The sequence below is a fragment of the Microbacterium sp. Leaf436 genome (assembly GCF_001424715.1).
GTDB lineage: Bacteria > Actinomycetota > Actinomycetes > Actinomycetales > Microbacteriaceae > Microbacterium.
Map to the genome: position 1 here is coordinate 419724 of NZ_LMRB01000003.1, position 21706 is coordinate 441429.

The window sequence follows — 21706 nt, forward strand, 5'->3', positions numbered from 1 at the left end:
CTCGAAGATCGGCCCTCCTGGTCAGTGGAGGTGCGGTGAGGGCTCACGGGGTTGTCTCTCTCGTGGGTCGGGTGATCGCAGATCCCTTCGATGCTACCGAGACCGCTCCCGCGTAGCTGGGCATTCGCCTCGCCGCCGGGGCTCGCTGCCCGCGCCGGAACGCGAAGGGGCCGGACCGCCGAGACGGTCCGGCCCCTTCGCATCCGGGTCAGGGGACGGCGCGGCGCAACGTCGCGAACGACGATGTTGCGAGCACCGCGGTGAGCACGATCCCGCAGACCGCGAGGCCGAGGGCGCCGAGCGTGAGAACGATGTCGGCGACCCCCTGCCACGACCGCGTCACCGTGATCAGCCACACCACGAGCACGAGGAGCAGGCCGACGCCGACCAGGGTGACCGTGGTCACCAGGCCGCCGAAGCGCTTGAACACGGTGGCGGCCCAGAAGCCGATGACGAAGAAGAACATCGCCAGGGCGAAGTAGGCGACCCCCGCGGCGAGCGGACCGGCCTCCCACACCCACGGGATGTAGAAGAACCACCCGTTCATCCCGTAGCCGTTGGTCGCCCGCTCGATCATGCCGCCGAGGACGAAGACCACCGACAGCAGTGCCGCCGTCAGCGCAGCGGTCAGGAGGGTGCCGGCGAAGAAGTCGCGACGGGTGACGCTCATCGCCTGCGAGAACGGGAACGTCCGCGTCAGGGACTGGGCGCCGATGACGCCGAAGTACCACAGGGGCGCCTGCACCCCGCCGCTGATCATCACGCCGCGCGCCCCCGCCGACTGGATGATGCCGTAGAGCAGCAAGCTGATGGCGAGAGAGCCGAACAGGATGATCAGGGGGATCCAGACGAAGGTCTGGCGGTTGATGAGCTGCAGACGGACGACGTTCAGCGCGCGGTTCATCGCAGCGCTCCTTCCGGAAGAGTGGCGGCCGACGCGCTCGCCGCGTGCGGGGTGGCTCGGACGATGAACTCCTGCAGCGAGACGGGCGAGACCTCGAGCCGCGCCTCGGCGAGGGCGCGCCGATCGACCGGGGTCAGGGCGCCCAGGATCGTGACCGAGGCGACGCCTCCGAGCGTTTCCCGGTGCAGCACCTCACGGCCCGCGCAGAAGGCGTCGACGGCGGCGGCGTCTCCGACGACGGTCGCTGCCCGCTCCCGCACGGCGTCGGTGTCTTCGTCCATCACCACGCGGCCGCCGTCGAGCACGATGACGCGTTCGAGCAGGTTGGCGACCTCGTCGATGAGGTGGCTCGAGAGGATGATCGTGCGCGGATGGGAGGAATAGTCCTCGAGCAGACGGTCGTAGAAGATCTGACGGGCCACCGCGTCGAGTCCGAGGTACGGCTCGTCGAAGAAGGTGATCTCGGCGCGCGATGCCAACCCGATGACCACTCCCACGGCCGAGAGCTGACCACGCGAGAGCTTCTTGATCGTTCGGGTCACGGGGATCTGGAGCTGCCGGATGAGATCGGCGGCGAGTTCGTCGTCCCAGTTCGGGAAGAAGATCTTCGCGGCCGCAAAAGCGTGGGCGGGCTTGGCGTCATCGGGATACTTCTGGCTCTCGCGCACGAAGCACATCCGCGACAGCACCCGCGGGTTCTCGTACGGGTCCTCGCCGAACACGCGCACGCGCCCCTCGGTGGCGAAGTTCTGCGCGGTCAGGATCGACATCAGGGTGGTCTTGCCGGCGCCGTTACGCCCCAGCAAGCCGTAGATGGCGTCTTTCTCGATGCGGAACGACACGTCGTTCAGGGCGGCGGCGTCACGGTAGCGCTTGTGGAGGCCGGCGACCTCGATCACAGCGGTCATCGGGCGATCCCTTCGTTGGTGTGGGCGGGGGAGGAGCCGAGCGCCGCGCGCTCGCGGATGAGGTCGGCGAGATCGTCGGGGCCGAGGCCCAGCGTGCGGGCCTCGGTGAGGAGGGGCTCGACGAAGCGGTCGGCGAATGCCGAGCGACGCTCGCCCAGGAGCTGTTCCCGTGCTCCGACCGCGACGAACATGCCGATGCCGCGTCGCTTCTGCAGCACGCCTTTGTCGACGAGCATGGTGATTCCTTTCGCTGCGGTGGCGGGGTTGATGCGGTGGAATGCCGCCAGTTCGTTGGTGGAGGGCGCACGGCTCTCCTCGGCCAGCGAACCGTCGACGATCGCGTCCTCGACGCTCTCGGCGATCTGGAGGAACAGCGCTCGGCCGTCGTCGATCATGCGACCTCCGTCTATTGGTTAATTACTTGACTAAGTAACCATGCAACGAAGGTCGCGCACGTGTCAAGCGCCGGCCCCGAAACGACACGCCCGGCCCGAAGACGGCCTCACCCGAACGCGCCCCACCCCCGATCCGGGTGGCAGAATAGAGGTCCCGCATTGCCTCGCTTCCCGGCGTGGTCCCGCCCTTGCTCAACAGGTGCGCTTCGTCGCGCCAGAAATGGACCCGCCGTGGGACGCCTCATCTACCGTGACCGCGCGTCGTTCGATATCGACGACCGCATCCTCGCCCATCTCCGCATCGTCGTGATGAACAAGCTCCGCCGCAACGAGGGCTTCATGCTCCAGCTGCCGGTGAACGAGGGCGTTCGGCAGGCCAGCCTCTGGATCCACGCCTCCAACGCGCTCGTCATGCAGTTCTACGGGGGACGCGAACCCGCCATCGACCGCGAACTCGTCGACCAGATGATGCACGACGCCAGCGGCGCCGATGGGCTCACGCTCACCGCGGCGGGCATCGCCCCGCTGCCGATCGCGACCCGTCAACCCGCGGGGGTGCGCGCCGGACGCTGACCCGGTTTCGCACCGGTGGTCATCGCGTCCGCCGGTGCGGTCGGTCGCGACGGCGCCCGGTCAGTCCGAGACCGGCAGCGTCAGCTCGAAACGCGCCCCGGCATCACGGGGAACGTTTCGTACCTCACCGCCGTGCGCTCGGGCGATCCCGCGCGCGATGGGCAGGCCGAGGCCCACGCCGCCCGAGGGCGAGCGCGCGGCGTCCAGGCGCACGAGACGGTCGAAGATGCGCTCCCGCTCCTCGGCCGGCACGCCCGGACCGTCGTCGATGACCGCGACGGTGGCGGCGCCGCCCGTCGCCGCGGCCTCGACGACGACCGTGCCGCGCCCGTTCGTCGCGCGCGCGGCGTTCTCGACCAGGTTCGACAGCACCTGCGCGATGCGCCCCGCGTCGATGCGCACCGGCACGGCGGCATCCGGAACCACCGACGACACCTGCAGCGACGGGTGCACGAGCTGGGCGCGCTCGACCTCGGCCGCCACGATCGTCCGCAGATCGACCGAACTCCGCGTCAACTCGAGCCCCTGATCCACCCGGGCCATCGTGAGCAGGTCGTCGACCAGACGGGAGGCGCGCTGGGCCTCGCGGGCGACGTGCGCGGCGAGCATCTCGCGCTCGGGTCCGTCGAGATCGGCGCGCACCAGCGTGTCGGCGGCGGCGCGGATGCCGGCGACCGGCGTCCGCAGCTCGTGTGCGGCATCCGAGAGGAACACGCGCAGGCGGGCCTCGGCCTCGCGCGCGGATTGCTCGGCTCCCGTGACGTCGTCGAGCATGTCGTCGAGTGCCGTCGCGACCCGACCGATCTCGGTGTCGGATCGCGTGGGGTGCAGGCGTCGCCCGCGTTCACCGGCTCCGATCGAGCGGGCCACCTCCGAGACCCGGTCCAGGGGCTGCAGCGTGCGACGCACGACGAGGGTCACCGCTCCGGCGGCCACCACGAGCACGCCGACCGAGGCGATCGCCATGATCCACCGCACCTGGCCGAGCGTCTCGCCGATCCCGGCGGCGGATGCCGTGAGGCTCAGTGTCGAACCGTCGCTCAGCGTGGAGGTCAGCGTCACGAGGTCGGCGTCGCCCGTGACGGCCGAGGCGACCACGCTCACGTCGGTCGACGCGGAGGGGAGGGGCGCCGACCGCTCGGCCGGACCGGGGCCGCCGGGACCGGGCGGCCCGTCACGCAGCTGCTCGGGGCTCGGCCCCGCGACGACCGAGTCGCCGCCCGCGCTGTCGATGCGCACCGACAGGCCCTGATCCGACAGTCGCTCGGCCAGGTCCTCGTCGTCGACCGTGCCGACGAGCGAGGCGGCCGCGGCGGCGCGGTCGCGCAGGCGCTCCTCGATCTGGCCGCGCAGGCGGGCGCCGAGGGCGACGTCGACGACGACCGAGAGCACGATGAGCAGCAGCGCCACGAGGGCGACGACCGCGACGATGGTGCGCCGCCGCAGCGACCCCGCGCGCAGCGGCCGGGTGTCGCTCACGGCGTCACGCTCAGGCGGTAGCCGAGCCCGCGCACGGTGTGGATGAGCCGGGGACCGTGCGCCTCCATCTTGCGGCGCAGCGCGCTCAGGTGCACCTCGACCAGGTTGGGGTCGTAGTCGTCGTACCCCCACACCTGCGTCAGGATCTGCGCCTTCGACAGCGTGCGACCACGACTCTCGGCGAACAGCCGCAGCAGGCGGAACTCCGTCGCGGTCAGATCGAGCGACGATCCGGCGCGGCGCGCGGTCGTGGCATCCGGATCCACCACGAGGTCGGCCACCTCGATGGTCTGCGGCAGACGACCGCGGCGACGGAGCACGGCGCTCGTACGCGCGATGAGCTCGGCCATGGTGAACGGTTTCACGACGTAGTCGTCGGCGCCCTCGGCGAAGCCGCGCAGACGATCGTCGACCTCGTCGCGGGCGGTGAGCATGATGACCGCCGCGTCGCTGCTGGAGCGCACGAGCGGAAGCAACCGGATGCCGGAGGGCCCGGGCATCATCCAGTCGAGCACCACCAGGTCGGGGCGGAACATCTCGAGGCGCTCGGCGAGGTCGGTGCCGTCGGGCGCGGCCTCGGCGACGAATCCGTCGGCGCGCAGGGCGGTCGCGACGGCGACGCGGATGGTCTCGTCGTCGTCGAGCACGAGCACGCGGGCAGCAGAGGACATCCTCCCCACGCTAGGGCCCATCGCTGCATGCCCGTTATGCGAACGGCCTGGGTTGACCGCACGGTCGGCGGCTTCAGGTTCGCTTCAGTCCCCGCTCGAAGGCTGGTACTCGAGACGGTGACCGACACCGCCGCAGAAAGTGATCATGAACGACGACAACCCCACCCTCCCGCTGCCCCGCATGGACGACGCGCACGAGCCGCGTCGTCGGTCGTGGAAGCGTCCCGCCCTCATCGTCGGCGCGGTCATCGTGGCCGCCGGCCTCACCGGCGGCACCGCCGCCCTGGCGTCGTCGGGCGGCATGACGCCCGTCGCGTCGGTCACGTCGGCGCCGAGCGCCGACGGCGTCTCGCCGAGCACGACCACGCCCACCCCGGGCACGGCCCCGAGCGGTGCCCCGACCGCGCCGGCCGACGGTTCGGCCCCCACGCCTCCCGCCGAAGGCACGGCCCCCGCGGCCCCGGGTCCCGGAGCCAAGCCGGGCGAGTGCGGACCCGGTGGTCCCGGCGCGCCGACCCCGCCCGCCGACGGCACGGCCCCGACCCCGCCCACCGACGGCACCGCTCCCACCCCGCCGACCCCGGGCTCCGGACCGGGCGCCGGGGAGCGTCCCACGCCCCCGACCGACGGCACCGCTCCCACCCCTCCGGCCCCGGGCACCGAGCCCGGCACCGGCGCCACGCCTCCGGCCCAGCCCGGTTCGTGACACCTCACCCGCGCTGATCGTCGCGCCACGCCCCTCGGCGTGCAGCGCGCGGTCAGCGCGGTGGGGCACGATCGAGGGGTGGCGAACAGCACGCGGTCCCGCCGCCCGACCCCCGGACGCCCCCGCGCTCGCCCTTCTCGTCGGCGTCGGCCCGCACCACGTGTCCTGCGTCGCCGGCGCGTCATCGTCGGAGTGGTCGGCATCCTGCTCGCGGGCCTCGTCGTGCTGGCGATCGTGCCGCTGGCCGGCCTCGTCTCGGCCTGGAACGCCGAGACGCGCCGCCAGGCCATCGATCTGACGACGTTCGATCCCGGCACCCTCATCAGTGACGCCGACTTCTACGACCTGAACGCCCTGTCGGCCGGCGAGATCCAGGATTTCCTCGACGCACAGGTGGGCGAGTGCCGCAACGACTCCTGCCTCGCGGTCCTGCGGACCACCCTTCCCCCTCGGGGGCCGATCGTCTCGGATGCCACGGGAGAGACGGTCTGCGAGGGCTACGACGGCGGGGAGCTGACGGCGGCCGAGATCATCGACCGCATCCAGCGCGCGTGCGGCATCTCGGCGAAGGTGCTGTTGGTCACGCTGCAGAAAGAACAGAGTCTCGTCGCTGGTCGCACCGCCCGAGCACCCGAACCGCGCGAGCTCGGCGCGGCGATGGGGGCTCGCTGCCCCGACGACGCCGCATGCGATACGGGCGCCGAAGGTTTCGCCGCCCAGGTGGCCCAGGGCGCGACCGACCTGAAGTCGTACAGCGCCTCCGACTTCATGCGGCAACCCGGCACGCACTACATCGCCTACTCGCCCGATGCCGCGTGCGGCGGCTCCGACGTGACGATCACCAACGAGGCCACCGCGGCGTTGTACAACTACACGCCCTACCAACCCAACGCCGCGGCTCTCGCGGCACGCTGGGGGACGGGCGACGGGTGCTCGGCCTACGGCAACCGCAACTTCGCCCTGTACTGGGCCCTCTGGTTCGGCTGATCTGCGGCGACCCTGACGCCGCGCGGAGCAGGCCGAACGACCTCACCATCTGCAGCGAAATCACAGTGTTGTGATTTCGTTATGAACGGGCGATAATGGCCGGACAACCGAACAATCGCCGGCACTCCATCACAGGTCGTAGGGGAAGACGTACCTGACGAAGGAGAGACCATGGCGATCACGTCTTCGCGCGGAGTGATTCTGATCCACTCCGCGCCCCGCGCGTTGTGCCCCCACCTCGAGTGGGCGGTCGGACGCGCTCTCGGCCGCGCCGTCAACTTCGACTGGGCCGAACAGCCCGTGCTGACGGGCAGCCGCCGCGCGGAGTTCTACTGGGAGGGCTCGGTCGGATCCGGCGCCGCCCTCGCCAGTGCCATCCGCGGGTGGGAGCACCTGCGCTTCGAGGTGAGCGAAGATCCCACGCCCCGCAGCGACGGCGGGCGCTGGATGCACACGCCGGGTCTCGGCATCCACTACGCGCAGACGGACGCGGCGGGCAACGTCGTCATCGGCGAGGACCGCGTGCGCTACGCGATGGACGTCGCCGGCGGCGACGCCTTCGAGCTGCAGCGCGAACTCGACATCGCGCTCGGCTCCGCCTGGGACGAAGAGCTCGAACCTTTCCGCCACGCCAGCGACGACCAGCAGATCGTCTGGCTGCACAAGGTGGGGTGAAGACGTCGGGCGGGGGAGGCGCCACTACCGGAGGCCGGTGATCGCACCCGGCATCGAGACCGCGTATCCCTCGCCCGACAAAGGCAGAACGCCCCCGGCGTCCCGATTCGATTCGGGATGCCGGGGGCGTTCTTCGTGCGTCAGACCGAGGCGATCGCGACGACGGCGTTGTGACCGCCGAAGCCGAACGAGTTGCTGATCGCGAGCTGGTCGCCGGAGCCCAACTCGACCGGCGCACCCGAGAGCGCGAAGGGCACGTCGGGGTCCTGCTCGGTGAGGTTGATGGTCGGAGGCGCGACGCGGTTCTTCAGCGCCAGCACCGTGAAGATGGCCTCGAGCGCTCCCGTGCCACCCAGCAGGTGGCCCGTGGAGGCCTTCGTCGCCGACACCGGGATCTCGTCGATCCGGTCGCCGAACACCGTGTGGAGGGCCTTGTATTCGTTCGGGTCGCCCACGGGGGTCGAGGTGGCGTGCGCGTTGATGTGCGTGACGTCGTCTGCCGATGCCCCGGCCATCTCGAGCGCCAGGCGCACCGCGCGGGCGGCTCCCGTGCCCTCGGGGTCGTTGGCGGTGATGTGGTACGAGTCGGCGGTGACGCCGCCTCCCACGATCGAGGCGTAGATCTTGGCGCCGCGGGCCAGGGCGTGCTCCTCGGTCTCGAGGATCAGCACACCCGCGCCCTCGCCCATGACGAAACCGTCACGGTCGATGCTGGCCGGACGCGAGGCCGTCTCGGGGGAGTCGTTGCGCTTCGACAGCGCCTGCATCGACGCGAACGAGGCGATGGTGATCGGGTGGATCGCCGACTCGCTTCCGCCCGCGATCACGACGTCGGCCAGACCGTCGCGGATGTGCTGCACGGCGTTCACGATCGATTCGGTGCTCGAGGCGCAGGCCGAGGCCACGGTACGCGCGAACGCCCGGGCGTTGAAGTGCAGCGAGAGGTTGCCGGCGGCCGCGTTCGGCATGAGCATCGGCACCGTCATCGGCATGACGCGACGCGGGCCCTTCTCACGCAGCACGTCCCAGGCGTCGAGCAGCGTCCACACGCCGCCGATGCCGGTGGCGAAGTCGACGCCCAGGCGGTCGGGATCCACGTCGGGCGAGCCCGCGTCTTCCCAGGCCTCTTTGGCGGCGACCATGGCCAGCTGCGCCGAGGGGTCGAGACGCTTGGCGACGGGACGATCCAGAACCGTCTCGGGTCGCACGAGCGCCTCGGCGGCGAAGGTGACGGGCAGGTTGTACTTCTCGACCCATTCGTGCTCGAGGGTGCGCGCGCCGGAGGTGCCGGCGAGCAGCGCCGACCAGCTCTCGGGGGCGGTACCGCCGATGGGCGAGGTGGCACCGATGCCGGTGACGACGATGCGGGATGTGCTCATGGGTGAAGGATCCTTGGTCCGACCGGAAAGACATGACCGGTGGGGGCCGAAGCCCCCACCGGGAGAGTCAGGACTGGTTCGACGTGATGAACGTGACAGCGTCGCCGACGGTCTTGAGGTTCTTGACCTCGTCGTCGGGGATGGTGACGCCGAACTTCTCCTCGGCGTTGACGACGATCGTCATCATCGAGATGGAGTCGATGTCGAGGTCATCGGTGAACGACTTCTCGAGGGCGACCTCGTCGGCCGAGATACCGGTCTCGTCGGTGATGAGCTCGGCAAGGCCGGCGAGAACCTCGTCGTTGGTGAATGCCATGATGTCTCCTGTTTGTTAGGGGTGGACCCTGACGGGCCCCGATCAGTCTAGAGTTCGGCGACGCTGCGTCAGGGAAGGACGACGACCTGCGCGCCGAACACGAGACCGGCTCCGAAGCCGATCTGCAGGGCGAGCCCGCCGCTGAGCTCGGGGTGCTCCTCGAGCAGGCGGTGGGTGGCGAGCGGGATGGATGCCGCGGAGGTGTTGCCCGTGGTCTCGATGTCGCGGCCGATGACCACCGTCTCGGGCAGACCCAGCTGCTTGGCGAACTCGTCGATGATGCGCATGTTCGCCTGGTGCGGCACGAAGGCGGCGAGGTCCGACGGCTCGATGCCGGCCGCCTCGATCGCCTGACGCGCGACCTTGACCATCTCCCAGACGGCCCAGCGGAACACGGTGGGACCCTCCTGGCGCAGCGTCGGCCACGGCGCGGCTCCGTCGCGGAACTGCGTCAGCGTGGCGTTCATGCCCACGGCATCCGCTTTCGATCCGTCGGATCCCCACACGGTGGGACCGATGCCGGGGGTGTCGCTCGGGCCGATGACGACCGCGCCCGCACCGTCGCCGAGGAGGAACGAGATGCTGCGGTCGGTGGGGTCGACGATGTCGCTGAGCTTCTCGGCGCCCACCACCACCACGTGCTTCGCGAGACCGCCGCGCACGAGGGCGTCGGCCTGGGCGACGCCGTAGGCGAAGCCGGCGCAGGCCGCGTTGAGGTCGTACGCCGCCGCGGGGTTGGCGCCGATCCGGTCGGCGACGATCGCCGAGGCCGAGGGCGTCTGCTTGGGGTTGCTGATGGTCGCCACGATCACGGCGTCGATGTCGGCCGGCGCGACGCCCGACTTCTCGACGGCCTCTCGGGCGGCATCCGAGGCGAGGTCGATGACGTCGGTCTCGGCGTTCGCACGAACGCGCGTGACGATGCCGGTGCGCTGGCGGATCCACTCGTCGCTCGAGTCGATGGGGCCGACGAGGTCGTCGTTCGGCACGAAGTTCTCGCCGCGCGCGGCGCCGTACGCGTAGATGCGCGTGTGGGCGGGGCCCTGCAGCTGACGGAGGGTGGGGGTGCTCATGCCTGGTCTTCTTTCAGGAGTGAGACGGCCGCGTCGAGGTCGTCGGGGGTCTTGACCGCCACGGTCGGCGTGCCGCGCAGGGCGCGCTTGGCGAGCCCGGTCAGGGCGCCCGCGGGCGAGAGTTCGATGATGCCGGTCACACCCTGCTCGGTGAACGACGCCATGCAGCGGTCCCAGCGCACGGGCGAAGCCACCTGGGCGACGACGAGGTCGAGCGCGCGGCGCCCCTCGCCGACGGTCGTGCCGTCGGAGTTGGTCCAGAGCGTCGTCGAGGGGTCCGACACCGACACGTCGGCGGCGGCGGAGCGCAGCGTCTCGACGGCGGGTTCCATGAAGCGCGTGTGGAACGCGCCGGCGACCTGCAGGGCGATCACCCGGGTGCCGCGCGGGGCTTCGGCGGCGAGCTCCGCCAGAGCGGGCAGTTCGCCGGCGGCGACGATCTGACCGCCGCCGTTGTAGTTGGCCGGGGTGAGCCCGAGCGCTTCGAGACGCTCGAGCACGGCCGCCTCGTCTCCTCCGACCACGGCGCTCATGCCCGTCTCGACGGCCGAGGCCGCCTCGGCCATGGCGCGCCCGCGCAGTCCGACCAGGCGCAGGGCGTCGGCCTCGTCGAGGACGCCGGATGCCGCGAGGGCGGCGATCTCTCCGACGGAGTGCCCCGCGACACCGGCGGGTCGAGGGGCGTCGGATGCCGTCAGGGCCGACCACGACAGCAGGCTCGCCGCGACGATGAGCGGCTGCGCGACGCTGGTGTCGCGGATACGGTCGGCGTCCCACTCGGTTCCGGCGGCGACGAGATCGACGCCGGCCTGCTCGGAGTAGGCCTCAAGGCGCTCCCGCGCTCCGTCGAGTTCGAGCCAGGGAGACAGGAACCCAGGAGTCTGCGAGCCCTGCCCGGGGAAGACGGCGATGATCACCGTTCCATCCTGCCAAGGATCAGGCGCGGGGTTCTGGAGATATCGACACAGAAATACGGCGTGTCTTTGTGCGCGCCGTGCATCAGCGCGGCAGAGAGGAGCGCCGACCGGCGGGTCCGCGTCGACGCGTGGCGTCGGTTCCGATCGATCCGAGGATCAACGCGGTCTGCAGGATGAGCGCCTCGCGGGGGCCCGTGGCATCCCATCCGATGACCTCCGACACCCTCTTGAGGCGGTACCGCACGGTGTTGGGGTGCACGTAGAGCTCGCGCGCGGTGGCCTCGAGAGACCGACCGTTGTCAAGGTAACTCCAGAGCGTGGCGACCAGGTCGGCGCTGTGCGCCTGCAGGGGGCGGTAGACACGCTCCACCAGCGTCTGCTTCGCCACGGCGTCTCCGGCGAGAGCCCGCTCGGGCAGAAGGTCGTCGGCCTCGACCGGGCGGGGGGCGTTCCTCCACGCGCGCGCGACGGCGAAGCCCGCCAGCGCGGCGCGGGCACTCTGTCCCGCGTCGACGAGAGCGGCGACGGGAGGCCCGAGCACGAGGTGCCCCGTGCCGAAGCCGGGCTCGAGGCGCTTGGCGATCTCGGTGAAGGCGAGCTCGGTGACCTCGTCACCCCCGCGGGCGGGGAGGTCGGCGCGTCCGAGCACCAGCACGAGTCGCGATCCCTGCACACCGATGAGCACGTCGACGCCGAGCTTGCGCGCGGTGCGGCGCACCTGGTCGACGTCGAACTGCGGGGGAGTGGTGCCCACCAGCACGGCGACCTCGCCGTGGCCGTGCCAGCCGAGGGCCGCGATGCGGCTGGGGAGTTCGTCATCGGCTTCGCCGGTGAGGATCGAGTCGACGACGAGGGCCTCGAGCCGGGCGTCCCAGAGGCCTCGGGCTTCGGCTGCGCGGGCGTACACGTCGGCCGCGGCGAACGCCACCTCGCGCGAGTAGAGCAGCATGGCCTCGCGCACGGTCTTGCTGCGCCCGGCGACGCGTTCCTCCATGACCTCGACGGTCACGCGTACCAGCTGCAGCGTCTGGGTGAGGCTGACGCTGCGCAACAGCTCGCGGGGCGCGGCGGCGAAGATGTCGGAGGCGATCGCGGGGGTCTGCGCCGGGTCCTCGACCCACTGGGTGAACGAGGTGATGCCGGCCTGGGCGACGAGTCCGACGGCCGAGCGGCGCGCCGGGGGCATGCCGGCGTACCAGGGGAGCGTGTCTTCGAGACGTTGGATGGTCGCCGTGGCGAGGTCGCCCGAGATGCGGCGGAGCCACGCGAGAGTCTCGGCCTTGTCGCGCGCGACGCGGTCGGTGCCGGCGGGCGCGGCGCCGGTCTCGCCACCGCCGGAGGAAACGCGATCGGGACCGGCCCCACCCGAAAGGGCGGGGCCGGTCCCGATCTCCGGATCGCTCACGCGATCAGGCCTCGCCACCCGCGTTACCGCTGGTGCCGGCGTTGACGTCGTGCAGACGGTACTTCTCGATCGCCTGTCCGACGACGGCGCGATCGACCTTGCCCTCTTCTGCCAGCGCCTGCAGGGCGCGAACGGCGAGCGAGGGGCCGTCGATCTTGAAGAAGCGACGGGCCGCGGCGCGCGTGTCCGAGAAGCCGAAGCCGTCGGCACCGAGCGTCCAGTAGTTCTGCGGAACCCACTGGCGGATCTGGTCCTGGACGGCGTGCATCCAGTCGCTCACGGCGACGACCGGGCCCTCGGCCTCTTTCAGCTTGTCGGTGAGGTAGGCCACGCGGGGCTCCTCTTCGGGGTGCAGGAAGTTGTGCTCGTCGGCGGCCAGGCCGTCGCGGCGCAGCTCGGTCCACGAGGTGACCGACCACACGTCGGCGACCACGCCCCAGTCGTCCTTCAGCAGGCGCTGGGCCTCGTGCGCCCACGGCACACCGACACCCGACGCGAGGAGCTGCGTGCGGGGGCCATCGCCCTCGCCGGAGGAGATGTGGTGTATGCCACGGACGATGCCGTCGACATCGACACCCTCGGGCTCGGCCGGCTGCACGTAGGGCTCGTTGTAGACCGTCATGTAGTACATGACGTTCGGGTCGGGGTGGTTGCCGCCGTACATTCGCTCGATACCCGAACGCACGATGTGCGAGATCTCGTAGCCGTAGGCGGGGTCGTACGACACGGTCGCCGGGTTGGTGGACGCCAGCAGCTGCGAGTGTCCGTCGGCGTGCTGCAGGCCCTCGCCCGTCAGCGTCGTGCGACCGGCGGTCGCGCCGATGATGAAGCCGCGCGCCATCTGGTCGCCCGCCGCCCACTGGGCGTCGCCCGTGCGCTGGAAGCCGAACATCGAGTAGAAGACGTAGACCGGGATGAGCGGCTCGCCGTGCGTGGAGTACGCCGTTCCCGCAGCGGTGAACGCCGCGAGAGCGCCGGCCTCGTTGATGCCGACGTGGATGATCTGCCCCTGCGGGCTCTCCTTGTACGCCAGCAGCAGCTCGCGGTCGACCGAGGTGTAGTGCTGGCCCTTGGGGTTGTAGATCTTCGCCGTCGGGAAGTACGCGTCCATACCGAACGTGCGCGCCTCGTCGGGGATGATCGGCACGATGCGGTGACCGAAGTCCTTCACCCGCAGCAGGTCCTTGAGCAGACGCACGAACGCCATGGTCGTGGCGATCTCCTGCGTGCCCGAGCCCTTCTTGGGCAGCGCGTACGCGGCATCGCCGGGCAGTTCCAGGCCGACGTGCGTCGTGCGACGCTCGGGCAGGAAGCCGCCGAGCGCGCGACGACGCTCGAGCATGTACTGGATCGTCTCGTCCTGCTCACCGGGGGTGTAGTACGGCGGCTGGTACGGGTTCTCTTCGAGCTGCGCGTCGGTGACCGGGATGTCCATCGCGTCGCGGAACGACTTGAGGTCGTCGAGCGTCAGCTTCTTCATCTGGTGCGTGGCGTTGCGGCCCTCGAAGTGGGGACCGAGGCCGTAGCCCTTGATGGTCTTGGCGAGGATGACCGTCGGCTGGCCCTTGTGCTCCTTGGCCGCCTTGAACGCGGCGAACACCTTGCGGTAGTCGTGGCCACCGCGCTTGAGGTTCCAGACCTGGTCGTCGGTGAAGTCCTTGACCAGCTCGAGGGCGCGGGGGTCGCGGCCGAAGAAGTTCTCGCGCACGTAGGCGCCGTTCTCGGCCTTGTAGGTCTGGTAGTCGCCGTCGGGGGTGCTGTTCATGAGGTTGAGCAGCGCGCCCTCGGTGTCGCGGGCGAGCAGGTCGTCCCACTCGCGGCCCCAGACGACCTTGATGACGTTCCAGCCGGCACCGCGGAAGAAGCTCTCGAGCTCCTGGATGATCTTGCCGTTGCCGCGGACGGGTCCGTCGAGGCGCTGGAGGTTGCAGTTGACGATGAACGTCAGGTTGTCGAGGCCCTCGTTGGCCGCGACCTGCAGCTGACCGCGGCTCTCGACCTCGTCCATCTCGCCGTCGCCGAGGTAGGCCCAGACGTGCGAGTCGCCCACGTCTTTGATGCCGCGGTTCGAGATGTACTTGTTCGACATCGCCTGGTAGATGGCGTTGATCGGGCCGAGACCCATCGAGACCGTCGGGAACTGCCAGAACTCCGGCATGAGACGGGGGTGCGGGTACGACGGGATGCCGTTGGGCGCCTGCGACTTCTCCTGGCGGAAGCCGTCGAGCTGCGCCTCGGTGAGGCGGCCCTCGAGGTAGGCGCGGGCGTAGGCACCGGGGGAGGCGTGGCCCTGGATGAAGATCTGGTCGCCGCCCGAGGGGTCGTCGAGACCGCGGAAGAAGTGGTTGAAACCGACTTCGTACAGGGCGGCCGACGAGGCGTAGGTCGAGATGTGCCCGCCGACACCGATCCCGGGGCGCTGAGCGCGGTGCACGGTGACCGCGGCGTTCCAGCGGATCCACTTGCGGTAGCGGCGTTCGAGCTCCTCATCACCGGGGAACTCGGGCTCGTTCTTGAGCGCGATGGTGTTGATGTAGTCGGTGGTCGGAACCATCGGCACATTGAGGTGCAGTTCCTTGGAGCCCTTGAGCAGGCTCAGCATGATCTCGCGGGCGCGAGCCGGACCCTTCGCCTGGACGAGCTGTCGCAGGGATTCCTGCCACTCCCCGGTCTCTTCCGGGTCGCTGTCCTGCGGCCCCTGCGAATACGGATCCTGGTCGTGAACAGTCACGGAAGACCTTTCGTCGTCTGGCAGGTCATGCCAGAGAATCGCCATAAAAGTGCGGCAACCCTTGTTCGCTCCGCACAATCAACCAGCGTCCAGCCTAGCGAGTCTCAACGACATCGGCTGTTCATGAAGACCGAGTCGACTCTCCCGGGTGCTCGGATGCCTCGATGTCGAGCATCCGTGATCGGGCAGAGGAATACCCTGAGCGCGTGAACACGCACGATCGCGCGGGATTCCGCACACGCCCCGAGCACCGGTGGCCCGTGCTGATCGCCCTGGCGGTGGGCACGGGGCTCTACGCCGTCCTCCCGAGCGACGCCTCCGGCATCCTGCGCTACGTGGTCGTGATCGCGGGTGTGCTGTGCGCGATCCCCATGGTGGTGACCAACCCGGCGCGGCTCACCCGGGAATCACGCGTGGGGCGCGGCTTCGCTCTCGCCTTCACCGCGGTGCTGCTGCTCGCGAACCAGGTGGCGCTCCTTCTGCTCGTTCAGCAGCTGCTGCGCGGAGAGGGGAGTGGGGCGACCACCCTGCTCGGCGCGGCGCAGGTGTGGGCGATCAACGTCATCGGTTACGCCGTCGTCTATTGGGAGATGGACCGAGGCGGTCCCATCGCCCGGCGCCGCGACGCGCGCGACGCCCTGCCCGCGGCGGACTTCCAGTTCCCCCAGGACTCCGACCGCGACGCGGTGAGCGAGGTGGCCCGCCGCTCGTCCGACGTCGAGGACTGGGCGCCCGGCTACGTGGACTACCTGTACTTCTCGGCATCCAACGCCATGGCCTTCAGCCCCACCGACGTGATGCCGCTGAGCAGCCGCGCGAAGGTGTTCATGATGGTGCAGGCCATCTCGGGCTTCATCCTGCTCGCGCTGGTGATCTCGCGCAGCGTGAACATCCTGAACTGAGTGCGGTGGGCCCTGCCGGGATCGAACCGACGACATCCACGGTGTAAACGTGGCGCTCTACCAGCTGAGCTAAAGGCCCGGGATGCCATGAGTCTACGAGCCTTCGCGCATCGGATGTGCATCGGCGGCGGCCGCGGCTACGGATGTCGGACCCCCGGGGTAGCGTGGGTCCTGTGAATGCCGACCCCGCCGACCAGCGCAAACTGCTCGATCTCGCCGATCTCGATGCCCGCATCCTCCGTGATCAGCACCTGTCGGCGAACCCTCCGCAGGCTCCGCGCGTGCGGGAGCTGCTGGCGCAGCGCGCGACACTCTCGCAAGAGCTGTCGGCGCGGGCCAACGCGCGTGACGACATCACCGCAGAGATCGCGCGGCTCGAGTCCGACGTCGCCGTGGTCGACGCCCGCATCGCCCGCGACACCCAGCGTCTCGCCGCCGCGACCAACCCCAAGCAGGCGCAGGGCTTCGAGAGCGAGCTCACCTCCCTCAACCGCCGTAAGGGCGACCTCGAAGACATGGAGATCGCGCTCATGGAGCGCCTCGAGACGGCCGATGCCGCGATCGCCGAGCAAGAGACCGTGATCGCCGAGACCAACGCCCTCGGCGCCGAGCTCAGTGCCGAGGCCAAGACCGTCGTCGCCGACGCCACGACGCGTCTCGAAGGTGCCCGCCGCGACCGTGACGCCGTAGCGGCCTCGGTCCCCGCTGCGCTCCTGGCGCTCTACGAGCGCCTCGCCTCCCGGGGGAACGGCGCAGGCCTGCTCCGTGCCGGCGCCTGCGAAGCCTGCCGCATGGTGATCCCGCCGAGCGACATCGCGACGATCCGACGCGCGCAGACCGACGACGTCGTGTTCTGCCCCGAGTGCGGCGCCATCCTCGTCCGCACCGAAGAATCGCGGTGACCCCCGCCGACGTCCGTGGCGTCTGACACGGTCCTCGTCGGACGCGCCGTCTCGGGCAAGATCGCCCTGATCGACCTCGATGCCGAAGCGGCACCGGTCCGCACGACCGAGGTCGCCCGAGACGCGCTGGCCGCCACCATCGCCGCGCGTGAGGAGGCCGGCGACGTCCGATGGATCTGGTCCGACACGCCCACCTGGTACGGACCGCTCCTGACCGGGGGAGTGCGGGTCGCACGAGCGTGGGACCTCCGGCTCGTACACGTCCTCCTCCGCGACGCCGCGGCGATCGACGCCGACCACAGCCTGCGCGATGCGCGTCACTGGGATGCCGCCGCCGCGGCCCCCGAGAGCGGTGACACACTCTTCGACCTCGGCGACGCGGCATCCGGTCTGCCCGACACCGCCGTCGAAGCGCTGGCGGAGTACCGGCGTCAGCGCGCCGCCCTCGACGGCTCACCGGGGGCGGGGTCGCTCCGGCTGCTCTGCGCCGCCGAATCCGCCGGAGCGCTCATCGCCGTCGAGTTACACGCCGTCGGTGTGCCGTGGAGCGTCGAGGCGCACGAGCGGATCCTGCACGACGAGCTCGGCCCCCGGCACGGTGGCGGCCTGCCCGCCCGCATCGAGCAGACCGCGGCGGCGGTGCGCGCGGCCCTCGGCGATCCCTCGGTGTCGCTGGACTCCCACCCGCGTCTGCTGCGGTCGCTGCACCGCGCCGGTCTGCTCGTCGAATCGACAAGTCGGTGGGAGCTGAGCGAGCACGACCATCCGGTGGTCGCCCCGCTCATCGCCTACAAGAAGCAGATGCGGCTCTACACGGCGAACGGCTGGGCCTGGCTGGCCGAGTGGGTGCGCGACGGCCGTTTCCGCCCCGTCTACGTGCCCGGTGGCGTCGTGACCGGAAGGTGGGCGTCGTCGGGCGGCGGCGCTCTGCAGATCCCCCGGCAGTTGCGCACCGCCGTGCGGGCAGACCCCGGCTGGACGCTCGTGACGGCCGACGTCGCGCAGCTCGAACCGCGGGTGCTCGCAGCCATGGCGCGGGACACGGCGCTGGCCGAGGCGGCATCCGGTCGCGACCTGTACGCCGGCATCGTCGACACCGGGGCCGTGGCCAGCCGCCCCGAGGCCAAACTCGCGATGCTGGGGGCGATGTACGGCGCGACCACGGGCGAGAGCGGTCGCCTGCTGCCGCGCCTGCGGCGCACCTTCCCCCGCGCCATGCGCCTCGTCGACGACGCCGCGCGCACCGGAGAAGACGGTGGGCTCGTGCACACCTGGCTCGGGCGCACGTCACCCACGGCGGGCGAGGACTGGCGAGCGGTGCAGTCCCGCGCGAGCGATGCCGAGGCGTCGGGGGTCGACGAGACGCGGGCCCGGCGCTCCGCTCGGGACCGCGGACGCTTCACCCGCAACTTCGTCGTGCAGGGCACCGCCGCGGAGTGGGCATTGGCCTGGCTCGCCGACCTACGCGCGCGCCTGGCGACGATCCCCGCGGTGGATGCCACCGACGCGGCGCCCGCGTCGGGACCGGTCTTCGATCGGGTGCCGCACCTGGCGTTCTTCCTGCACGACGAGATCGTCGTCCACACCCCGGCCGTGCATGCCGACGCGGTCGCCGACGCCGTCCGTGCCTCCGCCGCGTCGGCGGGGCGACTGCTCTTCGGCGCATTCCCCATCGACTTCCCGCTCGACCTGCGCATCTCGGAGACGGCCGAGAAGGGCTGAGCCATCGCCCGGATCGCCCGGGGTCGGCCCGACCGAGGCGGCGGCGGGGCGACGGCGGACCCGCCGGTAGACTGAATGACGCGAATGGGTCGGCTGGACGGTCGCGTCACGGGTTCGCCCGTGCCGAGGAACGTCCGGGCTCCACAGGGCAGGACGGTGGGTAACGCCCACCCGGAGCAATCCGCGAGACAGTGCCACAGAGAGTAGACCGCCCGCACCACGCTCGTCGTGGGAGCGGGTAAGGGTGAAAGGGTGGTGTAAGAGACCACCGGGGTCGTGGTGACACGACCCGCGAGGTAAACCTCGTCCGGAGCAAGGCCAGACAGGGGATGTTGACGCGGCTCGCCGAGTCCCCGGGTAGGCCGCTGGAGTGGCACGGCAACGTGTCGCCGAGAGAGATGACCGTCCACGGGGCTTCGGCTCCCGGACAGAACCCGGCGTACAGGCCGGCCCATTCGCCCTATTCCCCGTGACCTGCGGTTTCCTCAGACGACACCGTTTGCATTCCGCAGAGAGTCCGCGCGAGCGCCGAGAACGCTGCCCACGGATTCCTGCGTCCGATCGTCGGAGTCCGCCCACATGTGGCCGTAGGTGTTGAGAGACTCGGTCGCGGACTTGTGCCCGAGACGCCCCTGCACGGTCTTGACGCTCTCGCCGTACCGGATGAGCAGGCTCGCGTAGTAGTGCCGGAGAGCATGGTTTCACGCCCAGGCGGGAATCCACGCAACCGCTACGAACGCAACGGGACCAGCCAAAAGCACCAGCGCAACTCCCGCTCCTACCGCCCAAGACCACCGACGAAACAACGTGACGGACGCGATGAGCGCGACCGCAAACGTCAACCCCAGTACCACCGTCGATACGGTGGCCGCAGCAAGCCGATCGCTGACGAAGCAGTTTCGTGGCCCGGGGTAGGTGAGGACGCATACCTCCGGTCCCGTGGGCACGGCAACGGACCAGATCAGCAGGACAGCGGCGACTGCGCACAGAACCATGATCGACGTCCCAACAATCAGGCTCGGCGCGGTTCGTTCTGCAGTCAGCTTTCCATCGCGGACGCCCATACGCTGATCGTACGAGTGCATTGACTCGCCCGGCGTGCTCCATGCCCCTTCGACCCGCGCCGCTACTAGTTTCTTGTCGCGTATCGAAAAATGCCAACATTGCGCCGGGTAAGGGGTCGTACCACCGGAACCTCGCGCTCTTACCCTGCTCGCCGTGCTCGGCGCGATGTACGGTGCCGCCACCGGCGAGAGCGGTCGCCTGCTGCGTGCAGGCCGGCCCATTCGCACCCCACACTGCGCCCAATCGATGTCCCGCTCGGGAGCGGCGTGAATCACCGGGTCGAACCGGGCCGCCACCCGAGCGGGCGCGAACCCTGGTCTCAGCCGCGGAGGGAGCTTCGTGCCGCTCGTCGGAGAGCGCGAATGTCGCCTCGCGACAGCCGCGTATCGCCGACGCGAGCGCCCGCGGCCCGGGCCGCCGTCACCCGCAGAGTGCGACGGACGCCGCGTCGACGATGGCGGTGGCGTCGTCGCTACCCGCCTTCACCGTCCGGCCCGCCACCGTGAGAGCGATGTCGTCGTCGTCGATTCCCTGGGCGAGCTGGTCGCAGGCGGCCTGCCCGGCGGCGAGCAGGTCGGCGTCGGTGGCGGAGAGGAGGACGCTGTCGGCCGCGCCGCCGTCTCGGATCTCGCTCAGGTACGCAGTCTCGTCCCGCGGGGCGTCGGTCGCGTCTCCACCGACGACGATGGTGGAATCCCCGTTGGTGAACGTTCCCGACTGGCCGGGGGTGATGGTGATCGTCTCCGACGTCGTCTCGCTGGTACAGCCCGCGAGGAGCACGAGAGAGAGCGAAACGGCGGCAAGGGCGAGGGGGCGCTTCATGCCGTCACCCTATCGACCCTGACATCCACCTGGGAGCTCGACCCGGCGTCGAGCTCAGCCTCGGGACGGCTACTTGATGGCGGGCAGCGCCTCGGGCACGGCCACCGCGAGCGAGGCCGCACCGATGATGCCGGCGTTGTTGCGGTGCTTCGCGGGCACGATCGGGGCACGCAGCTTCAGCAGCGGCAGGAAGTTCTCGGAGTGCTTCGACACCCCACCGCCGACGACGATCAGGTCGGGGCTGAAGAGGAACTCGACGTAGTCGTAGTACCACTGCAGACGCTTCGCCCACTTGTCCCACGACAGCTCCTCGCGCTCCATCGCCGAGTAGGCGGCGAAGTGCTCCGCGTCTTTCTTGTGCCCGGCGCGCTGCAGGTGGCCCAGCTCGCTGTTCGGCACGAGCACGCCGTCGTAGATCATGGCCGAGCCGATGCCCGTGCCGAGGGTGGTGAGGATGACGAGACCGTCGACGCCCTTCGCGGCGCCGTAGCGCACCTCGGCGATGCCGGCCACGTCGGCGTCGTTGGCGAAGTGGATGCCACGCGAGAGTCCGTCTTCGAAGAACTTCTCGGCCTCGAAGCCGATCCACGACGACGACACGTTGGCGGCCGACAGCGTCTTGCCGCTCTTCACGATCGCCGGGAAGGCGACGCCGAGAGGCAGATCGGCCGGGGCTTCGAGGGTGTCGAGCACTTGGCGCACCGCGGCCAGCACGTCGGCGGGTTCCGCCCCCGCGGGGGTGGCGACCTTCACCCGATCGCTGACGAGTTCGCCGGCATCGAGGTCGACGATCCCCGCCTTGATGCCGGTTCCGCCGATGTCCACTCCGACCGCACGCGATGCATTCGTTGCCATACCCCCCAGCCTATCCAGGCGCACGGTCGGGATCAGTAGGATCGGGGGAGCACCGGCGGTTCCGCGCCGAGACGCGATACCCACCGAAGGAGCCATCGTGAGCGACGAGAGCAACAAGTACTGGTACAACCTCGAGACCAAGCAGGTCGAGCAGGGCTTCGCCTCTCCGATGGCCGACCGCGCCGGCCCCTTCGACACCGCCGAAGAAGCCGAACGTGCGCCCGAGATCCTGCGCCAGCGCTCCGAGAAGTGGGATGACGACGACGCCCGCGACGCGGACTGGGGCTCCGACGGCGTCAAGGCCTGACAGCCTTACCGA

The 21706-nt window shown here is 70.3% G+C and carries 21 protein-coding genes, 1 tRNA gene and 1 other RNA gene; 9 read left to right on the top strand and 14 right to left on the bottom strand.

What is annotated here, in order from left to right; translation table 11 throughout:
• Positions 1-208 precede the first annotated feature (208 nt).
• The 3 genes from ASG45_RS10925 to ASG45_RS10935 are packed head-to-tail and all read right to left on the bottom strand — an operon-like array spanning position 209 to position 2207.
• A complete protein-coding gene (locus ASG45_RS10925) occupies positions 209-904 on the bottom strand; it encodes a hypothetical protein (protein ID WP_055837095.1) in 696 nt (231 codons plus the stop codon).
• Positions 901-1812 (bottom strand): ATP-binding cassette domain-containing protein, encoded by a 912-nt coding sequence (locus ASG45_RS10930; protein ID WP_055837098.1) that lies wholly within the window; start codon positions 1810-1812, stop codon positions 901-903. The genes ASG45_RS10925 and ASG45_RS10930 overlap by 4 nt, the downstream gene beginning before the upstream one ends.
• Positions 1809-2207, bottom strand: a complete 399-nt coding sequence (locus ASG45_RS10935) for a GntR family transcriptional regulator (protein ID WP_055837101.1) — start codon at positions 2205-2207, stop codon at positions 1809-1811. Before ASG45_RS10935 ends, ASG45_RS10930 begins: the two co-directional genes overlap by 4 nt.
• Positions 2208-2438: 231 nt before the next feature.
• Here ASG45_RS10935 and ASG45_RS10940 point away from each other — a divergent pair, with 231 nt between their 5' ends.
• Positions 2439-2780, top strand: coding sequence for a DUF7882 family protein (locus ASG45_RS10940; protein WP_070407949.1), 342 nt, complete (start codon positions 2439-2441; stop codon positions 2778-2780).
• 60 nt (positions 2781-2840) lie between these two features.
• Here ASG45_RS10940 and ASG45_RS10945 read toward each other — a convergent pair whose 3' ends face one another.
• Both ASG45_RS10945 and ASG45_RS10950 read right to left on the bottom strand, forming a co-directional pair.
• Complete coding sequence (locus tag ASG45_RS10945; protein WP_055837104.1) at positions 2841-4259, bottom strand: sensor histidine kinase; 1419 nt, start codon at positions 4257-4259, stop codon at positions 2841-2843.
• Positions 4256-4930, bottom strand: coding sequence for a response regulator transcription factor (locus tag ASG45_RS10950; RefSeq protein ID WP_055837107.1), 675 nt, complete (start codon positions 4928-4930; stop codon positions 4256-4258). The genes ASG45_RS10945 and ASG45_RS10950 overlap by 4 nt, the downstream gene beginning before the upstream one ends.
• 145 nt (positions 4931-5075) lie before the next feature.
• Here ASG45_RS10950 and ASG45_RS16215 point away from each other — a divergent pair, with 145 nt between their 5' ends.
• The 3 genes from ASG45_RS16215 (at position 5076) to ASG45_RS10965 (ending at position 7298) form a co-directional block, all read left to right on the top strand.
• Positions 5076-5636, top strand: coding sequence for a hypothetical protein (locus ASG45_RS16215; protein WP_156459429.1), 561 nt, complete (start codon positions 5076-5078; stop codon positions 5634-5636).
• Positions 5637-5714: 78 nt separating this feature from the next.
• On the top strand, positions 5715-6623 hold the full coding sequence (locus ASG45_RS10960; RefSeq protein WP_200943412.1) for a hypothetical protein: 909 nt from the start codon (positions 5715-5717) through the stop codon (positions 6621-6623).
• A 171-nt stretch (positions 6624-6794) separates the two neighbouring features.
• On the top strand, positions 6795-7298 hold the full coding sequence (locus ASG45_RS10965) for a DUF3145 domain-containing protein (RefSeq protein WP_055837115.1): 504 nt from the start codon (positions 6795-6797) through the stop codon (positions 7296-7298).
• Positions 7299-7438: 140 nt separating this feature from the next.
• Here the strand turns inward: ASG45_RS10965 and ASG45_RS10970 are convergent, their stop codons facing one another.
• The 6 genes from ASG45_RS10970 to aceE all read right to left on the bottom strand — a co-directional run bounded on the left by ASG45_RS10970 (position 7439) and on the right by aceE (position 15119).
• Positions 7439-8677 carry a beta-ketoacyl-[acyl-carrier-protein] synthase family protein gene (locus ASG45_RS10970; protein ID WP_055837117.1) on the bottom strand — a complete coding sequence of 413 codons (1239 nt, stop codon included), beginning with the start codon at positions 8675-8677 and terminating at the stop codon, positions 7439-7441.
• 67 nt (positions 8678-8744) lie between these two features.
• Positions 8745-8993, bottom strand: coding sequence for an acyl carrier protein (locus ASG45_RS10975; RefSeq protein WP_022880558.1), 249 nt, complete (start codon positions 8991-8993; stop codon positions 8745-8747).
• A gap of 68 nt (positions 8994-9061) precedes the next feature.
• On the bottom strand, positions 9062-10066 hold the full coding sequence (locus ASG45_RS10980; RefSeq protein WP_055837120.1) for a beta-ketoacyl-ACP synthase III: 1005 nt from the start codon (positions 10064-10066) through the stop codon (positions 9062-9064).
• Positions 10063-10983 carry an ACP S-malonyltransferase gene (locus tag ASG45_RS10985; protein WP_055837127.1) on the bottom strand — a complete coding sequence of 307 codons (921 nt, stop codon included), beginning with the start codon at positions 10981-10983 and terminating at the stop codon, positions 10063-10065. Before ASG45_RS10985 ends, ASG45_RS10980 begins: the two co-directional genes overlap by 4 nt.
• Before the next feature lie 82 nt (positions 10984-11065).
• Positions 11066-12235: a PucR family transcriptional regulator gene (locus ASG45_RS10990; protein ID WP_055837903.1), complete on the bottom strand. Its 1170-nt coding sequence runs from the start codon at positions 12233-12235 to the stop codon at positions 11066-11068.
• Positions 12236-12392: 157 nt separating this feature from the next.
• Positions 12393-15119, bottom strand: coding sequence for a pyruvate dehydrogenase (acetyl-transferring), homodimeric type (gene aceE, locus ASG45_RS10995; RefSeq protein ID WP_055837128.1), 2727 nt, complete (start codon positions 15117-15119; stop codon positions 12393-12395).
• 206 nt (positions 15120-15325) lie between these two features.
• On the opposite strand from aceE, the gene ASG45_RS11000 reads away from it, so the two are divergent.
• Positions 15326-16021, top strand: coding sequence for a DUF1345 domain-containing protein (locus tag ASG45_RS11000; RefSeq protein WP_055837129.1), 696 nt, complete (start codon positions 15326-15328; stop codon positions 16019-16021).
• Positions 16022-16027: 6 nt separating this feature from the next.
• Here the strand turns inward: ASG45_RS11000 and ASG45_RS11005 are convergent.
• Positions 16028-16100 (bottom strand) — tRNA-Val (locus ASG45_RS11005).
• 94 nt (positions 16101-16194) lie between these two features.
• On the opposite strand from ASG45_RS11005, the gene ASG45_RS11010 reads away from it, so the two are divergent.
• The 3 genes from ASG45_RS11010 to rnpB all read left to right on the top strand — a co-directional run bounded on the left by ASG45_RS11010 (position 16195) and on the right by rnpB (position 19103).
• Positions 16195-16923, top strand: a complete 729-nt coding sequence (locus tag ASG45_RS11010; RefSeq protein WP_055837130.1) for a zinc ribbon domain-containing protein — start codon at positions 16195-16197, stop codon at positions 16921-16923.
• 15 nt (positions 16924-16938) lie between these two features.
• Positions 16939-18645 carry a bifunctional 3'-5' exonuclease/DNA polymerase gene (locus ASG45_RS11015; RefSeq protein WP_055837132.1) on the top strand — a complete coding sequence of 569 codons (1707 nt, stop codon included), beginning with the start codon at positions 16939-16941 and terminating at the stop codon, positions 18643-18645.
• 85 nt (positions 18646-18730) lie between these two features.
• An RNA gene (rnpB, locus tag ASG45_RS12260) (RNase P RNA component class A) lies at positions 18731-19103 on the top strand.
• Between the two features lie 1027 nt (positions 19104-20130).
• Here rnpB and ASG45_RS11020 read toward each other — a convergent pair.
• A complete protein-coding gene (locus tag ASG45_RS11020; RefSeq protein WP_055837135.1) occupies positions 20131-20532 on the bottom strand; it encodes a DUF732 domain-containing protein in 402 nt (133 codons plus the stop codon).
• Positions 20533-20601: 69 nt separating this feature from the next.
• Positions 20602-21387: a polyphosphate--glucose phosphotransferase gene (ppgK, locus tag ASG45_RS11025; RefSeq protein ID WP_055837137.1), complete on the bottom strand. Its 786-nt coding sequence runs from the start codon at positions 21385-21387 to the stop codon at positions 20602-20604.
• Between the two features lie 97 nt (positions 21388-21484).
• Here ppgK and ASG45_RS11030 point away from each other — a divergent pair, with 97 nt between their 5' ends.
• Positions 21485-21694, top strand: coding sequence for a hypothetical protein (locus ASG45_RS11030; protein ID WP_055837140.1), 210 nt, complete (start codon positions 21485-21487; stop codon positions 21692-21694).
• The last annotated feature ends 12 nt before the right edge of the window (positions 21695-21706 follow it).